This is a genomic window from Streptomyces sp. NPDC017246, from assembly GCF_044331325.1.
GTDB lineage: Bacteria > Actinomycetota > Actinomycetes > Streptomycetales > Streptomycetaceae > Streptomyces.
In genome coordinates this window covers 349,177-365,444 of the sequence record NZ_JBIRMW010000005.1, presented here as the reverse complement: position 1 = coordinate 365,444, position 16,268 = coordinate 349,177, and the positions used below count along the sequence as shown (strand labels likewise).

Sequence of the window (16,268 nt, the reverse complement as noted above, 5' to 3'; positions counted from 1 at the left end):
GAGGGTTCGGAGCGTGATCGTCAGCGGATGGCGAAGCCGTCGTAGCCGCCGCGCGGGGTGGCCCAGATCTCAGTGACGCCGTCCACGCGCCCGGGAGTGTCGGCGGAGTGGAGCCAGGCGAGCAGACGGTGGCAATTCTCACGCGCCCCTTCGGCCACGATCTGCACCCGGCCGTCGTCGAGGTTCAGGGCGAAGCCCACCAGGCCTCCGATCTCCAGTGCGTTTGCCCTGGTGAACCAGCGGAAGCCCACTCCCTGTACCCGGCCGCGTACCCAGGCGGTCATCCGTACGTCGTCGCTCATGCCTGCACGCTAACGGGCGGATTGCCAGATCAGCACATCGCCCCCGGCTCTCATGGACTACAGTCCCGACCGAACACGCCTCACCCGTTCGGGCGCGCGCTGTTCGACTGACGGTCCGCAAAGGTACCGACAGCAAAGATCAGCAAAGGCCAGCAGGACCAGCAGAGGAAGGCAGACCAGATGGGACGCCACCGTCGCGCCGGAGCCGCACCCGCCGCAGAAGACTACGCGGACGGCACGGACCGCCGGCAGCGGGGTACCCGCCGCAAGCGGCGCGGTGCACCCGTGCGCACCGGCCTGCTCGGAGCCTCCGCGGCCGTCGCGCTCGGCGCCGTCGCCGTCGCCTCCGGCCTGCTCCCCGGCGGGGACACGTTCACGGTCGGCAGCGCCGGCGCGAGCGAGCGCCCGAGCCAGTCCCGGCAGGCCCCGGAACTGACGACGCAGGGCGGGTCCACGGAGACCCCGGCCGACGGCTCGGGCACCACGCGGACGAAGGCCGGCACGGGTACGGGCACCGGCAAGGCGGCCTCGCCGTCGGCCACCCCGTCCAAGAAGCCGACCCCGAAGGCCACCCCGAAGGCCACCCCGAAGGCGAAGCCCAAGGTGACGCCCAAGGCCACGCCGACCCCGACGAAGGCCGCGAGCACCAGGCCCGCGCCCCCGAGGGTCACGGCCGCGCCCTCCACGAAGGCCCCCGCGCCGAAGCCGGACCCCACGACCGAGGCGCCGGTCGAGACGACCTCGGCCCCCTCCACCGCCGACCGCGGCGTGGCCGCCGAGGCGGAGGTCCTCCGCCTGGTCAACGCCGAGCGCGCCAAGGTGGGCTGCACGCCGGTCAGCGCGGACGCGCGGCTCGCGGCGCTGGCCGGTGCGTTCAGCTCGGACATGGCGGCCCGCGGCTTCTTCGACCACACGGACCCGGACGGGAACACTCCGTGGGCACGCGCGGAGAAGGCGGGCGTCCCGGGCCTGGGCGGCGAGAACATCGCCCGCGGTCAGGCGGACGCGGCGGCGGTGATGGAGTCCTGGATGAACAGCGACGGTCACCGCGCCAACATCCTGAACTGCGACTTCACCACGCTCGGTGTCGGCGTCCACTTCGGTGACGGCGGCCCCTGGTGGACCCAGGACTTCGGCCGCTGAGCCGGTAGAAGAGCCTGATACGCGGCTGGACGTCCGAAAGGGCCCCGTCACCTTCCCGGTGACGGGGCCCTTTCGCGTACGGACGGAGCCGCCGTGCACGAACGGCGCCGCCGTGGACGGAGGGCGCCGGGCGTACGGAGGCGTCAGACGGCGGCCTTGCCGGCCGCGAAGGTGCGGGCCGTCAGGGCGACGCGGCGGCCGAGGTGTTCGGCGGTGGCGACATCCGCCTTGTGGACGCCCTCGGGGCCGACGTCGCTGAACGTCTGGGCGCCGGCGCCGGAGAAGAAGCCGAGACGGTTGAGGTCGTTCTCGGAGGAGTCGCTGGTGTTCCAGCCGGGCTTGAGGCCGAGGTTGACCCAGGTCATGCCGTGCTGACCGGCGAGGGTCTGGAAGAACTGCAGGGTGTGGAGCTTGTCGCCGCTCTTGGAGCCGGAGTTGGTGAAGCCGGCGGCGAGCTTGTCCAGCCAGGCGTCGGCGAACCAGCGCTTCGAGGTGGCCTCGGCGAACTGGTGGAAGGCGCCGGAGGCGGTGCCCATGTAGGTCGGGGAGCCGAAGACGATCGCGTCGGAGGAGTCGAGCAGCTCCCACTCGGCCTCGGTGATTCCGTCGACCTTGATCAGGTGGACGGTGGCGCCCGCGTCGGCGGCGCCGTCCCGGACGGCCTCGGCCAGGACGGCGGTGTGGCCGTAGCCGGAGTGGTAGGCGATGGAGACGACGGGGGTGGTCACAAGGGGCTCCTCGAACGGGTCTGGGGGGACGACCAGAAGTAGAACACTAACTTTTCGACAGCGCAACCCTGAAGTTAGCGCCATCCTGGCAGTGAGCGCTGCGCGGGAGTACGGTGGACGGCATGACTGACGACCTCGCCTACGACGTGTTCGCGCGGGCCTGTCCCTCGCGCGGCACGCTGGAGCATGTGACGGGCCGATGGGGCAGCCTGACGCTGGGCGCCCTGTACGACGGGACGTTCCGCTTCAACGAGCTGCGGCGCCGGGTCGACGGCGTGAGCGAGAAGATGCTGTCCCAGACCCTGCACGCCCTGGAGCGCGACGGCCTCGTCCATCGCGAGGCGCAGCCCACCAACCCGCCGCGGGTCGACTACCGGCTCACCCCGCTCGGCCGCGAGATCGCGGAGCGGCTGATCGGTCTGATCGAGCTGGTGGAGGGCCGGATGCCGCAGGTCGAGGCGGCCCGGGAGCATTACGACGCGGAGCGCGAGGCCCCGGTCTGCGCCTGAGCGTCAGGCGCTCGCGCGCGGCGGGCGCTGACAGCGCGGGCAGAAATAGCTGGAGCGGTTCATCCACGCCCGGCGCCGCATCGGCGTACCGCACCGGTGGCATGGCTCGTCCTCGCGCCCGTAGGCGTCAAGCGAGCGGTCGAAGTAGCCGGACTCGCCGTTGACGTTCACGTAGAGGCTGTCGAAGCTGGTGCCGCCGACCTCCAGGGCCGCGTTCATCACGTCCCGGACGTGCCCGAGGAGTTCCGCCGAGCGCGGTCGGGTCAGGGTGGCGGTCGGCCGGTCGTAGTGGAGCCGGGACCGCCAGAGCGCCTCGTCGGCGTAGATGTTGCCGACGCCGCTGATCAGCGACTGGTCCAGCAGAGCCCGCTTGACCGTCGTACGGCGCAGCCGCAGCGCGCTCTGGAAGGCGGCGTCGTCGAACTCGGGGTCCAGCGGGTCACGGGCGATGTGCCCGATGACGTCCGGCAGCCCGTCGGGGGTCTGGTCGTGGAGCGAGAGTCCGCCGAAGGTGCGCTGGTCGACGAATCGGAGCTCGGTGCCGGCGGTGTCGTCGAAGCGGACACGGATCCGCAGGTGCTTCTCGTCCGCGGCGTCCTCCGGCTGGACGAGCAGCTGCCCGCTCATCCCGAGGTGCCCGAGGACGGAGGTGCCGGTGTCGGCCAGCGGCAGCCAGAGGTACTTGCCGCGCCGCCGCGCCACCTCGAACCGCTGCCCCTTCAGCCGGGCCGCGAAGTCCGCGCCGCCCGCCGGATGGCGCCGTACGGCCCTCGGGTGCAGCACCTCGACCTCGGTCACGGTCCGTCCGGCGACCCAGCGTTCCAGTCCGCGGCGGACGACCTCGACCTCGGGCAGCTCGGGCACGGGACTCCTCCGGACGACGTCTTCTTCGGCGCTTCAACCCTACCGGGGGCGGGTCCGCGAAGAGGACGGGAATAGACGAGAACCCCGCCCTGGGGCGGGGTTCTCGGGAAGCGGGGAGGACGACCGTCAGGCCGACGCCCGGTCGGCGGTCGTGGAGGGGTCGGTGACCTCTCCCGTTCCCGCCTCGGCCGCGGCTTTCGCCGCCGCCGCGCGCTCGTCCGCGGCCGCGCGAATCTCGCGCCACGCGGACTCCGCCGCCTGCTGTTCCGCTTCCTTCTTGCTGCGGCCGGTGCCGGTGCCGTACGAGACACCACCGACGCGGGCGGCAGCAGTAAAGGTCTTCTCGTGGTCCGGGCCCTCTTCGGAGACGAGGTACTCCGGCACACCCAGGCCCTCGGCCGCGGTGAGTTCCTGGAGACTGGTCTTCCAGTCCAGGCCGGCACCGAGGTTCGAGGACTTCTCGATCAGCGGGTCGAAGAGCCGGTGCACCAGCTCACCCGCCGCGTCGAGACCCTGGTCGAGATAGACCGCGCCGATCACCGCTTCAAGGGTGTCGGCGAGGATGGACGCCTTGTCCCGGCCCCCCGTGCCCTCTTCGCCCCGGCCGAGCCGGATGAAGGAGCCGAGTTCGAGTTCGCGCCCCACGTCCGCCAGCGCACGTGAGTTGACCACCGCGGCCCGCAGTTTGGCCAGCTGGCCTTCCGGCAGGTCGGGGTGGGTCCGGTACAGCGTGTCCGTGACCACCAGGCCGAGCACGGAGTCCCCGAGGAACTCCAGACGCTCGTTGGTGGGCAGACCGCCGTTCTCGTACGCGTACGAACGGTGGGTCAGCGCACGCACCAGAAGGGCGGACTCGAGCTGATAGCCGAGCCGCCCTTCCAGAAGCGTGTGGGACGAGGCATGGTCCGTCTTGTCGTCCGTCTTGCGGGACTCAGACATTGCGCCTCTCACCAGCCCAATCAGACCGAGAGGACCTGGCGCTTGTTGTAGGTGCCGCAGCTCGGGCACGCGATGTGCTGCAGCTTCGGCTCCTGGCAACGCTCACACGAAACCAGGGTGGGGACCGCAGCCTTCCACTGCGACCGGCGGTGGCGCGTGTTGCTGCGCGACATCTTCCGCTTCGGAACAGCCACGGCTACTTCTCCTGCTTCTCGGCGGCGCTTCGGACGTCCCCGTCAGAGGCTTTGCCGCTCATGTTGTCCTTCTCATCGGTTCCCAGCGAACCGGCGAGTCCCTGCAGTGCCGCCCAACGAATGTCGACGGCGTCGTGGTGGTGGTCCGGGTTCTCGTTCAGGTTGGTTCCACACTCGGAACACAGACCCGCACAGTCCTCCCGGCACACCGGCTGCATCGGCAGTGCGAGCACCACCGCATCACGCAGCATGGGTTCGAGGTCGAACATGCCGTCCTCGAGGGGGATCATGTCCTCGTCAGCCTCGGCTTCGTCGTCCGCGGCCGCCTTGGAGCGGCCCCGGTCGTCGGAGTCGGGGTACGAGAACATCTCCTGGAAATCCACGTCGAGCGACAGCTCGACGGGCTCCAGACACCTTACGCACTCCCCCTCGGCCGATGCACGGGCGGTGCCTGTGACAAGCACCCCTTCCATGACCGACTCAAGACGGAGATCGATTTCCACCGGAGAGCCCTCGGGCACTCCGATCACTCCTTCGACGCCCAGGTCCCTGGGGGACTCGACCGAACGCGAGATCCGCTGGAGGGCACCAGGACGCCGCCCCAGCTCGTGTGTGTCGAACACGAGGGGGTTGCGGTGGTCGAGGCGCGTGCTCAGGGCTCTTCCTGCTTTCGAATCGTTCTGCGTCGTGGGGAGGCTGCCAGACGTGGGCAGCAAGGATCGCGGACATACGCGCGACCGAAGAGCCAGGATACTGGACGCTTCACTCAGGGCCCAATCCGGGCCTTGAGGACCATACGGCCCCCGTACTACTGCCCCTGCTCGTAGCGGCGCAGCTGCTCCAGGTCGATCATGCCCGTGTCGAAGAAGCTGGTCTCGTCGAGCGCGGCGGCCTGCTGCTGCTGGTGGACGGGCTGCTGCTGGTACGCGTACGGGTCCTGCTGCTGGTAGCCGTAGGGGTCGGGCTGCTGCGGCTGCTGGTACGCGTACGGGTCGGGCTGCTGCTGGACCTGCTGGTAGGCGGCGTACGGGTCCGGCTGCTGCTGCACCTGCTGGTAGGCCGCGTACGGGTCGGGCTGCTGCTGCGCCTGCTGCTGGGCCGGGATCTGGACCGGCTCCGGGTCGGAGAGCTCCGCGAGTCCGGCCAGGTAGTCGGAGTCGCTGGTGTGCACGGTGCCGCCGAGACCCTCCTGGGCGGCCATGTGCTCGCCCAGGGCGTCGCTCGCGATCCGGCCGTGCAGCTTCTGCCGGCCCCGGCCGACGGCTTCCAGGGTCTTGCTGAGCACCGCCTCGAAGGCGCCGAGCTTGGCGTCGACGTACTCGTCGGCCCGGTGGATCAGCGTCTGCGGGTCGGCGCTGTACTCGGGGGCGTCCTCGTCGGCGTAGCCGTTCTGGTCGAGGCCGGGACCGCGGCCGAGGAGCTTCTCGCGTCCCCGGTCGACGGATCCGATGGTCTTGTTGAGGACGACCTCGAAGTTGGCGAGCTTGGAGTCGACGTAGTCGTCGGCCTCGGCGCGGACCTCCTCGGCCTCGCGGCGGGCCTCGGAGAGGATCCGGTCGGCCTCCTCCTGCGACTGCCGGGCGACCTGGGTGTCGGAGACGATCGAGCCGCGCTCGGCGTGGGCGGCATCGATGATCCGCTCGGCCTCCTGGCGGGCCTGCTCGACCATGTGCTCGCGGCCGCCGATCAGCTCCTGGGCCTGGGCCAGGGAGCCGGGCAGGGCCTGCCGTACCTCTTCGAGCAGGGCGAGCAGCTCGGCCCGGTTGACCACGCAGGATGCCGACATGGGCATGGAGCGGGCGCCCTGCACGGTCGCGACGATCTCGTCGAGCTTCTTCTGTACGTCCACCGGGTGCTCGCCACTCTCTACAGCTGGATGGAGACGGACGGGACGACTGTAAGGGCAGTCGGCGCCCGTCCGACACCAGGTGACGGAGCGTCAGCGGCGGTGGCCGCGCGTCACTTCCGCGCGAGGCGCTCGGTGAGCCGGGGAAGGACCGTCGGCGGTACCAGGTGGGAGACGTCGCCGCCCCAGGTGGCGACCTCCTTGACCAGCGAGGAGGACAGGAAGCTGTAGGTCGGGTTGGTGGGGACGAACAGCGTCTCCACGCCCGTGAGGCCGTTGTTCATCTGGGCCATCTGCAGCTCGTAGTCGAAGTCGCTGACGGCGCGCAGCCCCTTGACGATGGCGGGGATGTCGCGCTGCTTGCAGAAGTCGACGAGCAGCCCGTGGAAGGACTCCACCTCGACGTTGCCGAAGTCGGCGGTCACCTCGCGGATCAGCTCGATCCGCTCGTCGACGGTGAACAGGCCCTTCTTCGACTGGTTGATCATCACCGCGACGTGTACGACGTCGTACAGCTTGGAGGCGCGGGCGATGATGTCGAGGTGTCCGTTGGTGATGGGGTCGAATGACCCCGGACAGACGGCGCGGCGCAACTTGGGTCCCTCGCTCTCCGGTCCGGTCATCGTGCGTCTTCGCACGTAGAGGCGGCGCGACCGTACCAAAACGTTCCCTCGCCGTAACGACGGGCCCGCATGGGCTCGAATCCGGCCGGCCAGCCGAATTCGCCGCCTCTGGTGCTGCGCTCCACGGTGACGAGGGCATCCTCGCTCAGCCAGCCCCCGGAGCGCAGTGTGAGGAGAATCTCGCGGAGCTCCTCGTCCGAGACGGCGTACGGCGGGTCGAGGAAGACCAGGTCGTACGGGTCGGAGGGCGCCGGGCCCGTCACGATCTGCTCCGCTTTGCCGGTACGGAGTTCGGCGCCGGGAAGGCCGAGCGAGGCGATGTTCTCGCGGATGGTCCTCGCGGCGCGCGGTTCCGCCTCGACGAGGAGGGCGTGGGCGGCTCCCCGGGAGAGTGCTTCGAGGCCGACGGCGCCGGAGCCCGCGTACAGGTCGGCGACCCTTGCCCCGTCGAGGGTGCCGAGGAACGCTCCCCATGTGGAGAAGAGGCCCTCGCGCGCCCGGTCGGAGGTGGGTCGGGTGCCGGTGCCGGGCGGCACTGCCAGGCGGCGCCCGCCGGCGGTGCCGGCGATCACGCGAGTCATCGGTGTCCTCGTCCTGCGTCGTCCAGTGCGTACGTCTCAGGATATGACCGCGGTCCACACCGCGCGGTCAGCCCTTCTCCAGGTACTCCTCGCGGTCCTTGTCGAGCAGGGCGTCGAGCGCGGTGCGCAGCCCGGGGTGGGCGGTGAGGTCGGGGTCGGCGAGGACGACGGCGGTGGCCTCCTCGCGGGCGGCGGCGATGACCTCCTCGTCGTCGATGACGGTGAGGACCCGCAGGGAGGAGCGGACGCCGGACTGGGCCTGGCCGAGGACGTCGCCCTCGCGTCGCTGTTCGAGGTCGATCCGGGAGAGCTCGAAGCCGTCGAGGGTGGCGGCGACGGCGGCGAGGCGCTGGCGGGCGGGGGTCGCCTCGGGCATCTCGCTGACGAGGAGGCAGAGGCCGGGGGCGGAGCCGCGGCCGACGCGGCCGCGGAGCTGGTGGAGCTGGGAGACACCGAAGCGGTCGGCGTCCATGATCACCATGGCGGTGGCGTTGGGGACGTTGACGCCGACCTCGATGACGGTGGTGGCGACGAGGACGTCGAGCTCGCCGGCGGCGAAGCGGCGCATGACGTCGTCCTTGTCGTCGGGGTGCATCCGGCCGTGCAGGACGGCGATGCGGAGCCCGTCGAGGGGACCGGCGCCGAGCTTCTCTGCGATGTCGAGGACGGCGAGCGGCGGGCGCTTCTCGGCCTCGTCGGCGGCGGACGGCTTGGCCTTCTTCTTCTGGTCCTCCTCGTCGCCGATGCGCGGGCAGACCACGTACGCCTGGTGCCCCTTCCCGACCTCCTCGCGGACCCGCTCCCACGCGCGCGCGAGGAAGTGCGGCTTGTCGGCGGCGGGGACGACATGGCTGGCGATCGGGGAGCGTCCGGCGGGGAGCTGGTCGAGGACGGAGGTCTCCAGATCGCCGAAGACGGTCATGGCGACGGTGCGCGGGATGGGCGTGGCGGTCATCACCAGGAGGTGCGGGGGCTGCTTGCCCTTGCCCCTGAGGGCGTCGCGCTGCTCGACGCCGAAGCGGTGCTGCTCGTCGACGACGACCAGGCCCAGATCGTGGAACTGGACCTTGTCCTCGATCAGCGCGTGGGTGCCGATGACGAGGCCGGCCTCCCCGGTGACCAGGTCGAGCAGGGCCTGCCGGCGGGCGGCGACGCCCATGGATCCGGTGAGCAGGACGACCTTGGTGGCCCGCTCGGCTCCCCCGAGCATCCCTCCCTCGGCGAGCTCGCCCATCATCTCGGTGACCGAGCGGTGGTGCTGCTGGGCGAGGACCTCGGTGGGAGCGAGCATCGCGGCCTGGCCCCCGGAGTCGACGACCGCGAGCATGGCGCGCAGCGCGACCATAGTCTTGCCCGAACCGACCTCGCCCTGGAGGAGGCGGTGCATGGGGTGTTCGGTGGCGAGGTCGTCGAAGATCTCCTTGGAGACCTTCTTCTGGCCGTCGGTGAGGGTGAAGGGCAGCTTGGCGTCGAAGGCGTCGAGGATGCCGTCGGGGGCGGGTCGCCGGGCGACGGCGGGGAGTTGGGTGTCGGCGTGCCGGCGGCGGGCGAGGGCGACCTGGAGGACGAAGGCCTCGTCCCACTTGAGGCGCTCGCGTGCGGTGGCGATGTCGGCCTTGGTGCGGGGCCGGTGGATGAGCCGCAGGGCGTCGGGGAGCTCGGCGAGGCCGCGGCCCTCGCGCAGGGCGTCGGGGAGCGGGTCGACGGCGTCGACGGCGCTGGGCAGGACGGCGTCGACGGCCTTGGCGATCTTCCAGGACTCCAGCTTGGTGGTGGCCGGGTAGATCGGGATGAGGGCCCCGGCCCAGGTGTCCACGGCCTCCTCGCTGTCGCCGCGGAGGAGTTCGTACGACGGATGGGCGAGCTGGAGGCGCCGGTTGAAGAGCGAGACCTTGCCGGCGAACATCGCCCGGGTGCCGGGCAGCAGGTCGTGGTGCGGCTTGTGCACGCCCTTGCCGAAGAAGACCAGCTGGAGGCGGCCGCTGCCGTCGGTGATGGTCACTTCGAGGCGCTGGCCGCGCCCCTTGGAGCCGTTGAAGGTGAGCACACGGGCGTCGGCGACCTGCGCGACCACCGTGACGTGCTCGTCGAGCGGCAGGTCGGCGAGGGTGGTCAGCTCCCCGCGCTCGGCGTACCGGCGGGGGTAGTGGTGGAGCAGGTCACCGACCGTGTGCAGATCGAGTGCCTCGGCCATGACCTTGGCGGTGGCGGGGCCGAGGGACTTCTTGAGTGGTTCGTCGAGCGCGGGCACGCGTTCCATTGCACACCACCGGACCGACAGTCGCGTCCAGGTGGTGGACGACGCGGCCCGTACCGGCCTCCCGGCGGGGGTTCACTCCACGCCGATGAGGAGCGGCGGGGCGCCCGCGCCCGCGTGGTACGTGGTGGTGTCGACGGCCAGGTAGCCGCGCCGGACGTGGGCCTCCAGGTCGGTGGCGAGCGCGGGCGGGGTGTCGTCGGCGACGACCAGGGTGACGAGTTCGCCGCCCGCGGAGAGCATCCGGTCGAGGACGGTGCGGGCGGTCTCGGTGAGGTCCTTGCCGATGACGGCGACGTCGCCCTCGATGAGGCCGAGGACGTCTCCGGCCTGGCAGACGCCGGCGGAGGTGAAGGACTGGCGTTCGGCGACGGCGAGTTCGGCGTAGCGGGTGGCTCCGGCGGCGGCCGTCATGGCGACGACGTCCTCGTCGAAGCGCCGGTCGGGTTCGTGGACGGCGAGGGCGGCGATGCCCTGGACGGCGGCCCGGGTCGGGATGAGGGCGACGCGGATGCCCTCGGCCCTGGCGCGTTCGGCGGCGGCCGTCGCGGTCTGCCGCAGGTCGGTGTCGTTGGGCAGGAGCACGACCTCGCGGGCGTGGGCCCGGCGGATCGCGTCGAGGAGTTCGTCCCCGGCGGGCTGTTCGCCGGGCCGGGTCCGTACGGTCGTCGCTCCCGCCTCGGCGCAGAGTCCGGCGAGGCCCTCGCCGGGGACGACGGCGACGACCGCGCGCTGGGCGCGCTCCCCGCGCCCGGAGACGGTGGTCGCCTCGGCGGCGAAGTGGGTGATCCGGATGCGGTGGGGCCGGCCGGCCTCGACGCCGGCCTCGACGGCGGCGCCCGCGTCGTCGACGTGGACGTGGACGTTCCACAGCCCGTCGCCGCCGACGACGACGAGGGACTCCCCCAGGGCGTCGAGCCGGCCGGTCAGCAGCTCGACGGCGGCGTCCTCGGCCTCCAGGAGGTAGATCACCTCGTAGGCGGGTCCGTCCTCGGTGGGGCAGTGCTCGCGGGGGGCGGGCGCGGCCGGTGTGGTTCCGGCGGGGGGCGGGGTCTGTCCGGTCACGGTTTCGAGGAGGGCGCCGAGGACGGTGACGAGGCCCCTGCCGCCCGCGTCGACGACTCCGGCGCGTTCGAGGACGTCGAGCTGGCCCGGGGTGGCGCCGAGGGCGGTCCTGGCCCCTTCGTGGGCGTTCCTGGCCACGTCGACGAGTCCGCCGCCGGCGGCGCAGGCCGTGGCCGCCGCGGAGGCGACGGTGAGGATGGTGCCCTCCACGGGGTGGGCGACGGCGCGTCGCGCGGCGGCGGCGGCCTCGGTGAGGGCGCGGGCGAGGTGAGCACCGTCACCCCCCTCGGCGAGGACGCCCGCCATGCCGCGCAGCAGCTGGGAGAGGATCGTTCCGGAGTTGCCGCGGGCGCCGAGCAGGGCGCCGTGCGCCATGGCCCGTACGGTCTCGGCGGTGTCGGGCGCGGAGGCCGCGAAGACGGCCTCGACGGCCTGGTGGGCGGCTTCCGCCGTCAGGTACAGATTGGTGCCGGTGTCCCCGTCCGCCACGGGATAGACGTTGATCGCGTCGATCTCCTCGCGCTCCCGGCCGAGGGCGTCCAGTGTCCGCGCGCACCAGGACCTGACCGCTTCGGCGTCGAGCTCGACGAGCTCCTCGAAGGGCTGAAGGGCTCGCGACAACGGGGGGTCCTCCTTCGGCGGTGAGTTCACCGCAGGGTAGACCCGGGGTGTCCCGCTCGTGACCTGGGCCCGGGGCGAGATCCGCCCAGACCATGGTAGTTTCGTTCCACCGATGCAGGCGTTGTATGCTGCTTCGGTTGCCCGGTTCCACGCCGGGCCATCCCCCGGCAAGCCACTTCAGACTCCTGATTCCGGTGCGCCGGATTTCACTGTAATTCTGAAGCTTTTGGAGTGACCCGTGGCTGCCAACTGCGACGTCTGCGGCAAGGGGCCGGGCTTCGGCAACAACATTTCGCACTCGCACCGCCGTACGCCCCGTCGCTGGAACCCGAACATCCAGCGTGTGCGTGCCGTGGTCGGTCGGACGCCGAAGCGGCTCAACGTCTGCACCTCGTGCATCAAGGCCGGCAAGGTCTCGCGCTAATTGCGACGCGTGTCATGTCGTAGCGCAGCCCCTGCGGTTGCCTTGAAAGGCCGGTTCACCTAGGTGAACCGGCCTTTTGCCTTGCCCGGAGGCATTTCCGCCCCGCCCGTGGACGGCCGAGTCGCCGAAGGCCCGGGTCGCAGGCCCCCGGAGACCCTCAGCCCCTGAACCGCCAGCCGTGGTCGACCGGACCGATGCCCGTACCGAGGGCGAATCCGGCGGCGATGGCCCCGGTCACGTACTCCTTGGCCTCCCGTACCGCCTCCGGCACCGTGAGCCCCTTGGCGAGCCCGGACGCGACCGCGGAGGCGAGCGTGCAGCCCGTCCCGTGGGTGTGCCGGTTGTCGTGGCGGGGGGCGCGCAGCCAGTGCTCCTCGGAGCCGTCCGTGAGCAGGTCCACGGCCTCCCGGCCGGTGGGCAGGTGCCCGCCCTTGATCAGGACCCAGCGCGGCCCGTACGACAGGACCGCCTCGGCCGCGACCCGCATGTCCGCCTCGTGGACGACGTGGACGCCCGTGAGCTGTGTCACCTCGTCCAGGTTCGGGGTGGCGACGGTGGCCCGGGGCAGCAGCCTCGTGCGTACGGAGTCGAGCGCGCTCTCGGCGAGCAGGGAGTCGCCGTGCTTGGAGACGCCGACCGGGTCGACGACGACCGGGGCCCCGGTGTCCGCGAGGAGGCCGGCGACGGTCTCCACGAGCGCCGCCGAGGCCAGCATGCCGGTCTTCACCGCCTGGACGCCGATGTCGTCGACGACGGCCCGGTACTGGGCCCGTACGGCCTCCTCGGGCAGCTCCCAGACGCCCTGGACGCCCCTCGAGTTCTGGGCGGTGACGGCGGTGAGCACGCTCATGCCGTGGACGCCCAGTGCGAGCATCGTCTTCAGGTCGGCCTGGATGCCGGCGCCGCCGCCGGAGTCCGATCCGGCGACGGTCAGCACCAGCGGGGGGCCGGAGGTCACTCCGTCTCCCCGAAGTGGTCCCAGCCGCCCACGCTGTGCCAGGGCGCGCCGTCGACGGTGACCTGCGGCAGCGCGGAGGGGTTGAGGACCTCGCCGATGACCTTCCAGCGGGCGGGGAGCTTCACGTCGGGCGGGAAGGTGGCCACGATGGCGTGGTCCTCTCCCCCGGTGAGCACCCACTGCATGGGGTCCACGCCGACGGCCTGGCCGATGTCGTTCATCTGGGTCGGGATGTCGATGAGGCCGGAGCGCAGGTCGATCCGGACCTTGCTGGCCTCGGCGATGTGCCCGAGGTCGGCGATGAGGCCGTCGCTGACGTCGCACATGGCGGTGGCGCCGAGACCGGCCGCCGCGGGGCCCGCGTGGTACGGCGGTTCGGGCCTGCGGTGGGCCTCGACGAAGGCCCGGGGGGAGCGGAAGCCCCGGGAGAGGACCGCGTATCCGGCGGCGGACCAGCCGAGCCAGCCGGTGTAGGCGACCACGTCGCCCGGCTGGGCGCCGCCGCGGGTGACCGGGTCGTGGTTGCGGAGGTCGCCGAGGGCGGTGATGGAGACCATGATCGTGTCGCCGCGGACGACGTCGCCGCCGACCACCGCCGCGCCCGCGACCTGACATTCGTCGCGCAGGCCGTCCATGAGTTCGGTGGGCCAGGTGACGGGGAGTTCGGCGGGGACGACGAGGCCGAGGAGGAGCGCGGTGGGGACCGCGCCCATGGCGGCGATGTCGGCGAGGTTCTGTGCCGCGGCCTTGCGGCCGACGTCGTACGCCGTCGACCAGTCGCGGCGGAAGTGACGTCCTTCGAGGAGGATGTCCGTGCTGGCCACCACGCGCCGGTCGGGGGCGGAGACGACCGCGGCGTCGTCGCCCGGCCCGATCCGTACCGCCGGGGTGGAGGTGAGCCGGGACGTGAGCTCCCTGATGAGCCCGAACTCGCCCAGCTCTCCGACTGTGCCCTTCACCGCGCCTCACCTCGTGTCTTCGTGCCGGCCGGCGGGCGGCGGCGCGTCTGTTCGCGCCGCGGGTCGCGGGCCGTCACCGTGCTGGGTACCGTCAAGTAGACCGTCAACTTCTGTCCTGCGTACGCCACCCCGCGAGCGCCTCGGGACACGCAGGTCTCCCCGCGGCCCGCGGCGACGCGGTACCGTGGCGTCCCTTTCTCCCACAAGATCCTCGTGGTCGCCCTGGAGGTTCCGTGGTTCAGGCGTACATCCTTATTCAGACCGAGGTGGGCAAGGCGTCGATCGTCGCCGACACCATCTCCAAGATCCCGGGGGTGCTCCAGGCGGAAGACGTGACCGGTCCGTACGACGTCATCGTGCGCGCGCAGGCCGACACGGTCGACGAGCTCGGCCGCATGGTGGTCGCCAAGGTCCAGCAAGTGGACGGCATCACGCGCACCCTCACCTGCCCGGTCGTTCATCTGTAGCCCCCGTCTACGCTTGGCCGGTGAAGTCTTCCCACCGGCCCTTCGGCCTGCCCGCCGCCGTCGCGGCAGCTGTTCTGCTGCTGGCCGCCGCCGGCTGCTCCTCGTCGGACGCCGCGGCGTCCGTCGTGGTTCCCAGCCCCCCGGCGGCGGAGGCCGCCTTCTGCCAGGCCCTGGCGAAGGAGCTTCCCGACACCGTGGCGGGGCTGGAACGGAGTGACCCGGAGCCCGGCTCCGAGCTGACCGCCGGTTGGGGTGACGGTGCGATCGTACTGCGCTGCGGGGTGCCCCGGCCCGAAAAGATGAGCGATCCCAAGGCTCAGGGCATCGAGGCGAACGGCGTGAACTGGATGCTGGAGCGCCCCGGGGACAGCGGGCCCCGTTTCACCTCGACGTACCGGAAGACGTACGTCGAGGTGACGCTCGACGAGCGGTACGCGCACGACATGACGCCGCTCGCGGATCTCGCCGCACCCGTGCGGAAGACCGTGCCGCCCAGCCTCTGAGAGGCGGCGGCACGGTCTTTCGGGTTCCGGTCCGGTCAGCGCAGGCCCGTGGAGCGGTTCAGGGCGGCCTGGATGAGCCGGTCGACCAGCTCGGGGTAGCTCACGCCGCTCTCCTGCCACATGCGCGGGTACATGGAGATGGGTGTGAAGCCCGGCATCGTGTTGACCTCGTTGATGACGAAGTCGCCCTCCTCGGTGAGGAAGAAGTCGGCGCGGACCAGGCCCTCGCAGGAGATCGCCTCGTACGCGGCGACGGCCAGGCGCTGGATCTCGGCGGTGGCCTCGTCCCCGATCGGGGCGGGCACGATACCGGAGGCCGAGTCGATGTACTTGGCCTCGAAGTCGTAGAAGTCGTGGTCGGTGACCGGCGGGATCTCGGCCGGCACGCTGGCGCGCGGACCGTCCTCGAACTCCAGGACACCGCACTCGATCTCGCGGCCGCGCAGCAGCGACTCGACGAGGATCTTGGGGTCGTGGCGACGGGCCTCCTCGATGGCCTCGTCGAGGCCGGAGAGGTCATCGACCTTGGTGATGCCCATGGAGGAGCCGCCGCGGGCCGGCTTCACGAAGAGCGGCCAGCCGTGTTCGGCGGCGAACTCGACGATCTTCTTGCGGGCGGCGGCCGGGTTCTGCTCCCACTCGCGCGGCCGGACGACCTCGTACGGGCCGACCGGGAGGCCGAAGGAGACGAAGACGCGCTTCATGTACTCCTTGTCCTGGCCGACGGCGGAGGCGAGGACGCCCGCGCCGACGTAGGGGACGCCGGAGAGCTCCAGGAGGCCCTGGAGGGTGCCGTCCTCGCCGTACGGGCCGTGGAGCATGGGGAAGACGACGTCGACCTCGCCGAGGGCCTTCGGCACGGTGCCGGGCTCGGTGAGGACGACCTCGCGGTTGGCCGGGTCGACGGAGAGGACGACACCGCCCTCCTCGGACTCGGCCAGGTCGGCGACGTTCGGCAGGGCGCGGTCGGCGATGGCCATGCGCTCGGGGGCGTCGGCGGTGAGCGCCCAGCGCCCGTCCGTCGTGATGCCGATGGGCAGCACGTCGTACTTGTCCCGGTCGATGGCGCTCAGGACGGCGCCCGCCGTGACGACGGAGATGGCGTGCTCGGAGCTGCGTCCGCCGAAGACGACGGCCACGCGCGGCTTGCGGGGGCTCTGGGTGTTCTCGCTCATATCGCGATGAGCGTACCTTGCGACTCCCGAACGGCTTTGCGCCCCGCTCCCCTCGCGCGCGTCCGGCTCAGCGGTGCGCGGGAGGTGCGGGGCGGGCCCGGTGCCGGTCG

19 protein-coding genes are annotated in these 16,268 nt (G+C 71.6%); 5 read left to right on the top strand and 14 right to left on the bottom strand.

The window, feature by feature from the left end:
* Positions 1-20: 20 nt before the first annotated feature.
* The gene (locus ACH4MY_RS14650; RefSeq protein WP_398002408.1) at positions 21-302 is read right to left on the bottom strand and encodes an acylphosphatase; all 282 of its coding nucleotides are present in this window, start codon (positions 300-302) and stop codon (positions 21-23) included.
* Between the two features lie 180 nt (positions 303-482).
* Here ACH4MY_RS14650 and ACH4MY_RS14645 point away from each other — a divergent pair, with 180 nt between their 5' ends.
* The gene (locus ACH4MY_RS14645) at positions 483-1,445 is read left to right on the top strand and encodes a CAP domain-containing protein (protein ID WP_398002405.1); all 963 of its coding nucleotides are present in this window, start codon (positions 483-485) and stop codon (positions 1,443-1,445) included.
* Between the two features lie 143 nt (positions 1,446-1,588).
* Here ACH4MY_RS14645 and ACH4MY_RS14640 read toward each other — a convergent pair whose 3' ends face one another.
* On the bottom strand, positions 1,589-2,173 hold the full coding sequence (locus ACH4MY_RS14640) for a flavodoxin family protein (RefSeq protein WP_398002402.1): 585 nt from the start codon (positions 2,171-2,173) through the stop codon (positions 1,589-1,591).
* Between the two features lie 122 nt (positions 2,174-2,295).
* On the opposite strand from ACH4MY_RS14640, the gene ACH4MY_RS14635 reads away from it, so the two are divergent.
* Positions 2,296-2,682: a winged helix-turn-helix transcriptional regulator gene (locus tag ACH4MY_RS14635; protein WP_398002399.1), complete on the top strand. Its 387-nt coding sequence runs from the start codon at positions 2,296-2,298 to the stop codon at positions 2,680-2,682.
* Between the two features lie 3 nt (positions 2,683-2,685).
* On the opposite strand, the gene mutM is transcribed toward ACH4MY_RS14635, so the two are convergent.
* From mutM to ACH4MY_RS14590, 9 genes are all read right to left on the bottom strand, one after another.
* The gene (gene mutM, locus ACH4MY_RS14630) at positions 2,686-3,546 is read right to left on the bottom strand and encodes a bifunctional DNA-formamidopyrimidine glycosylase/DNA-(apurinic or apyrimidinic site) lyase (protein ID WP_398002396.1); all 861 of its coding nucleotides are present in this window, start codon (positions 3,544-3,546) and stop codon (positions 2,686-2,688) included.
* 126 nt (positions 3,547-3,672) lie between these two features.
* A complete protein-coding gene (rnc, locus tag ACH4MY_RS14625; RefSeq protein WP_398002394.1) occupies positions 3,673-4,485 on the bottom strand; it encodes a ribonuclease III in 813 nt (270 codons plus the stop codon).
* 20 nt (positions 4,486-4,505) lie between these two features.
* Positions 4,506-4,679 carry a 50S ribosomal protein L32 gene (rpmF, locus tag ACH4MY_RS14620; protein WP_015036448.1) on the bottom strand — a complete coding sequence of 58 codons (174 nt, stop codon included), beginning with the start codon at positions 4,677-4,679 and terminating at the stop codon, positions 4,506-4,508.
* A gap of 2 nt (positions 4,680-4,681) precedes the next feature.
* The gene (locus tag ACH4MY_RS14615) at positions 4,682-5,335 is read right to left on the bottom strand and encodes a YceD family protein (protein ID WP_398002725.1); all 654 of its coding nucleotides are present in this window, start codon (positions 5,333-5,335) and stop codon (positions 4,682-4,684) included.
* Positions 5,336-5,487: 152 nt separating this feature from the next.
* A complete protein-coding gene (locus ACH4MY_RS14610) occupies positions 5,488-6,528 on the bottom strand; it encodes an ATP synthase F0 subunit B (protein WP_398002390.1) in 1,041 nt (346 codons plus the stop codon).
* A gap of 110 nt (positions 6,529-6,638) precedes the next feature.
* Positions 6,639-7,118, bottom strand: a complete 480-nt coding sequence (gene coaD / locus ACH4MY_RS14605; RefSeq protein WP_398002723.1) for a pantetheine-phosphate adenylyltransferase — start codon at positions 7,116-7,118, stop codon at positions 6,639-6,641.
* A 26-nt stretch (positions 7,119-7,144) separates the two neighbouring features.
* Complete coding sequence (gene rsmD / locus ACH4MY_RS14600) at positions 7,145-7,729, bottom strand: 16S rRNA (guanine(966)-N(2))-methyltransferase RsmD (protein ID WP_398002387.1); 585 nt, start codon at positions 7,727-7,729, stop codon at positions 7,145-7,147.
* A 67-nt stretch (positions 7,730-7,796) separates the two neighbouring features.
* Positions 7,797-9,989: an ATP-dependent DNA helicase RecG gene (gene recG, locus ACH4MY_RS14595; protein WP_398002384.1), complete on the bottom strand. Its 2,193-nt coding sequence runs from the start codon at positions 9,987-9,989 to the stop codon at positions 7,797-7,799.
* A gap of 72 nt (positions 9,990-10,061) precedes the next feature.
* On the bottom strand, positions 10,062-11,672 hold the full coding sequence (locus tag ACH4MY_RS14590; RefSeq protein WP_398002382.1) for a DAK2 domain-containing protein: 1,611 nt from the start codon (positions 11,670-11,672) through the stop codon (positions 10,062-10,064).
* A gap of 238 nt (positions 11,673-11,910) precedes the next feature.
* Here ACH4MY_RS14590 and rpmB point away from each other — a divergent pair, with 238 nt between their 5' ends.
* Complete coding sequence (gene rpmB / locus ACH4MY_RS14585; RefSeq protein ID WP_015036441.1) at positions 11,911-12,096, top strand: 50S ribosomal protein L28; 186 nt, start codon at positions 11,911-11,913, stop codon at positions 12,094-12,096.
* 157 nt (positions 12,097-12,253) lie between these two features.
* Here rpmB and thiD read toward each other — a convergent pair whose 3' ends face one another.
* Both thiD and ACH4MY_RS14575 read right to left on the bottom strand, forming a co-directional pair.
* Positions 12,254-13,054 carry a bifunctional hydroxymethylpyrimidine kinase/phosphomethylpyrimidine kinase gene (gene thiD / locus ACH4MY_RS14580; protein WP_398002379.1) on the bottom strand — a complete coding sequence of 267 codons (801 nt, stop codon included), beginning with the start codon at positions 13,052-13,054 and terminating at the stop codon, positions 12,254-12,256.
* Entirely contained in the window at positions 13,051-14,013 is a 963-nt protein-coding gene (locus tag ACH4MY_RS14575) for a thiamine-phosphate kinase (RefSeq protein ID WP_073819075.1), read from the bottom strand. The genes thiD and ACH4MY_RS14575 overlap by 4 nt, the downstream gene beginning before the upstream one ends.
* A 233-nt stretch (positions 14,014-14,246) precedes the next feature.
* Between ACH4MY_RS14575 and ACH4MY_RS14570 the strand changes: the two genes are divergently transcribed.
* On the top strand, positions 14,247-14,480 hold the full coding sequence (locus tag ACH4MY_RS14570) for an Lrp/AsnC family transcriptional regulator (protein WP_073819077.1): 234 nt from the start codon (positions 14,247-14,249) through the stop codon (positions 14,478-14,480).
* A 20-nt stretch (positions 14,481-14,500) separates the two neighbouring features.
* The gene (locus ACH4MY_RS14565; RefSeq protein WP_398002375.1) at positions 14,501-14,983 is read left to right on the top strand and encodes a DUF3515 domain-containing protein; all 483 of its coding nucleotides are present in this window, start codon (positions 14,501-14,503) and stop codon (positions 14,981-14,983) included.
* A gap of 35 nt (positions 14,984-15,018) precedes the next feature.
* Here the strand turns inward: ACH4MY_RS14565 and ACH4MY_RS14560 are convergent, their stop codons facing one another.
* Positions 15,019-16,158, bottom strand: a complete 1,140-nt coding sequence (locus tag ACH4MY_RS14560; RefSeq protein ID WP_398002373.1) for a D-alanine--D-alanine ligase family protein — start codon at positions 16,156-16,158, stop codon at positions 15,019-15,021.
* Positions 16,159-16,268: the final 110 nt, after the last annotated feature.

What these genes read in the sequence shown, in the direction of transcription:
- ACH4MY_RS14650 (WP_398002408.1), bottom strand. Translation starts at nt 302, where the DNA reads ATGAGCGACGACGTACGGATGACCGCCTGGGTACGCGGCCGGGTACAG.
- ACH4MY_RS14635 (WP_398002399.1), top strand. Translation starts at nt 2,296, where the DNA reads ATGACTGACGACCTCGCCTACGACGTGTTCGCGCGGGCCTGTCCCTCG.
- rnc (WP_398002394.1), bottom strand. Translation starts at nt 4,485, where the DNA reads ATGTCTGAGTCCCGCAAGACGGACGACAAGACGGACCATGCCTCGTCC.
- ACH4MY_RS14645 (WP_398002405.1), top strand. Translation starts at nt 483, where the DNA reads ATGGGACGCCACCGTCGCGCCGGAGCCGCACCCGCCGCAGAAGACTAC.
- rsmD (WP_398002387.1), bottom strand. Translation starts at nt 7,729, where the DNA reads ATGACTCGCGTGATCGCCGGCACCGCCGGCGGGCGCCGCCTGGCAGTG.
- recG (WP_398002384.1), bottom strand. Translation starts at nt 9,989, where the DNA reads ATGGAACGCGTGCCCGCGCTCGACGAACCACTCAAGAAGTCCCTCGGC.
- ACH4MY_RS14560 (WP_398002373.1), bottom strand. Translation starts at nt 16,158, where the DNA reads ATGAGCGAGAACACCCAGAGCCCCCGCAAGCCGCGCGTGGCCGTCGTC.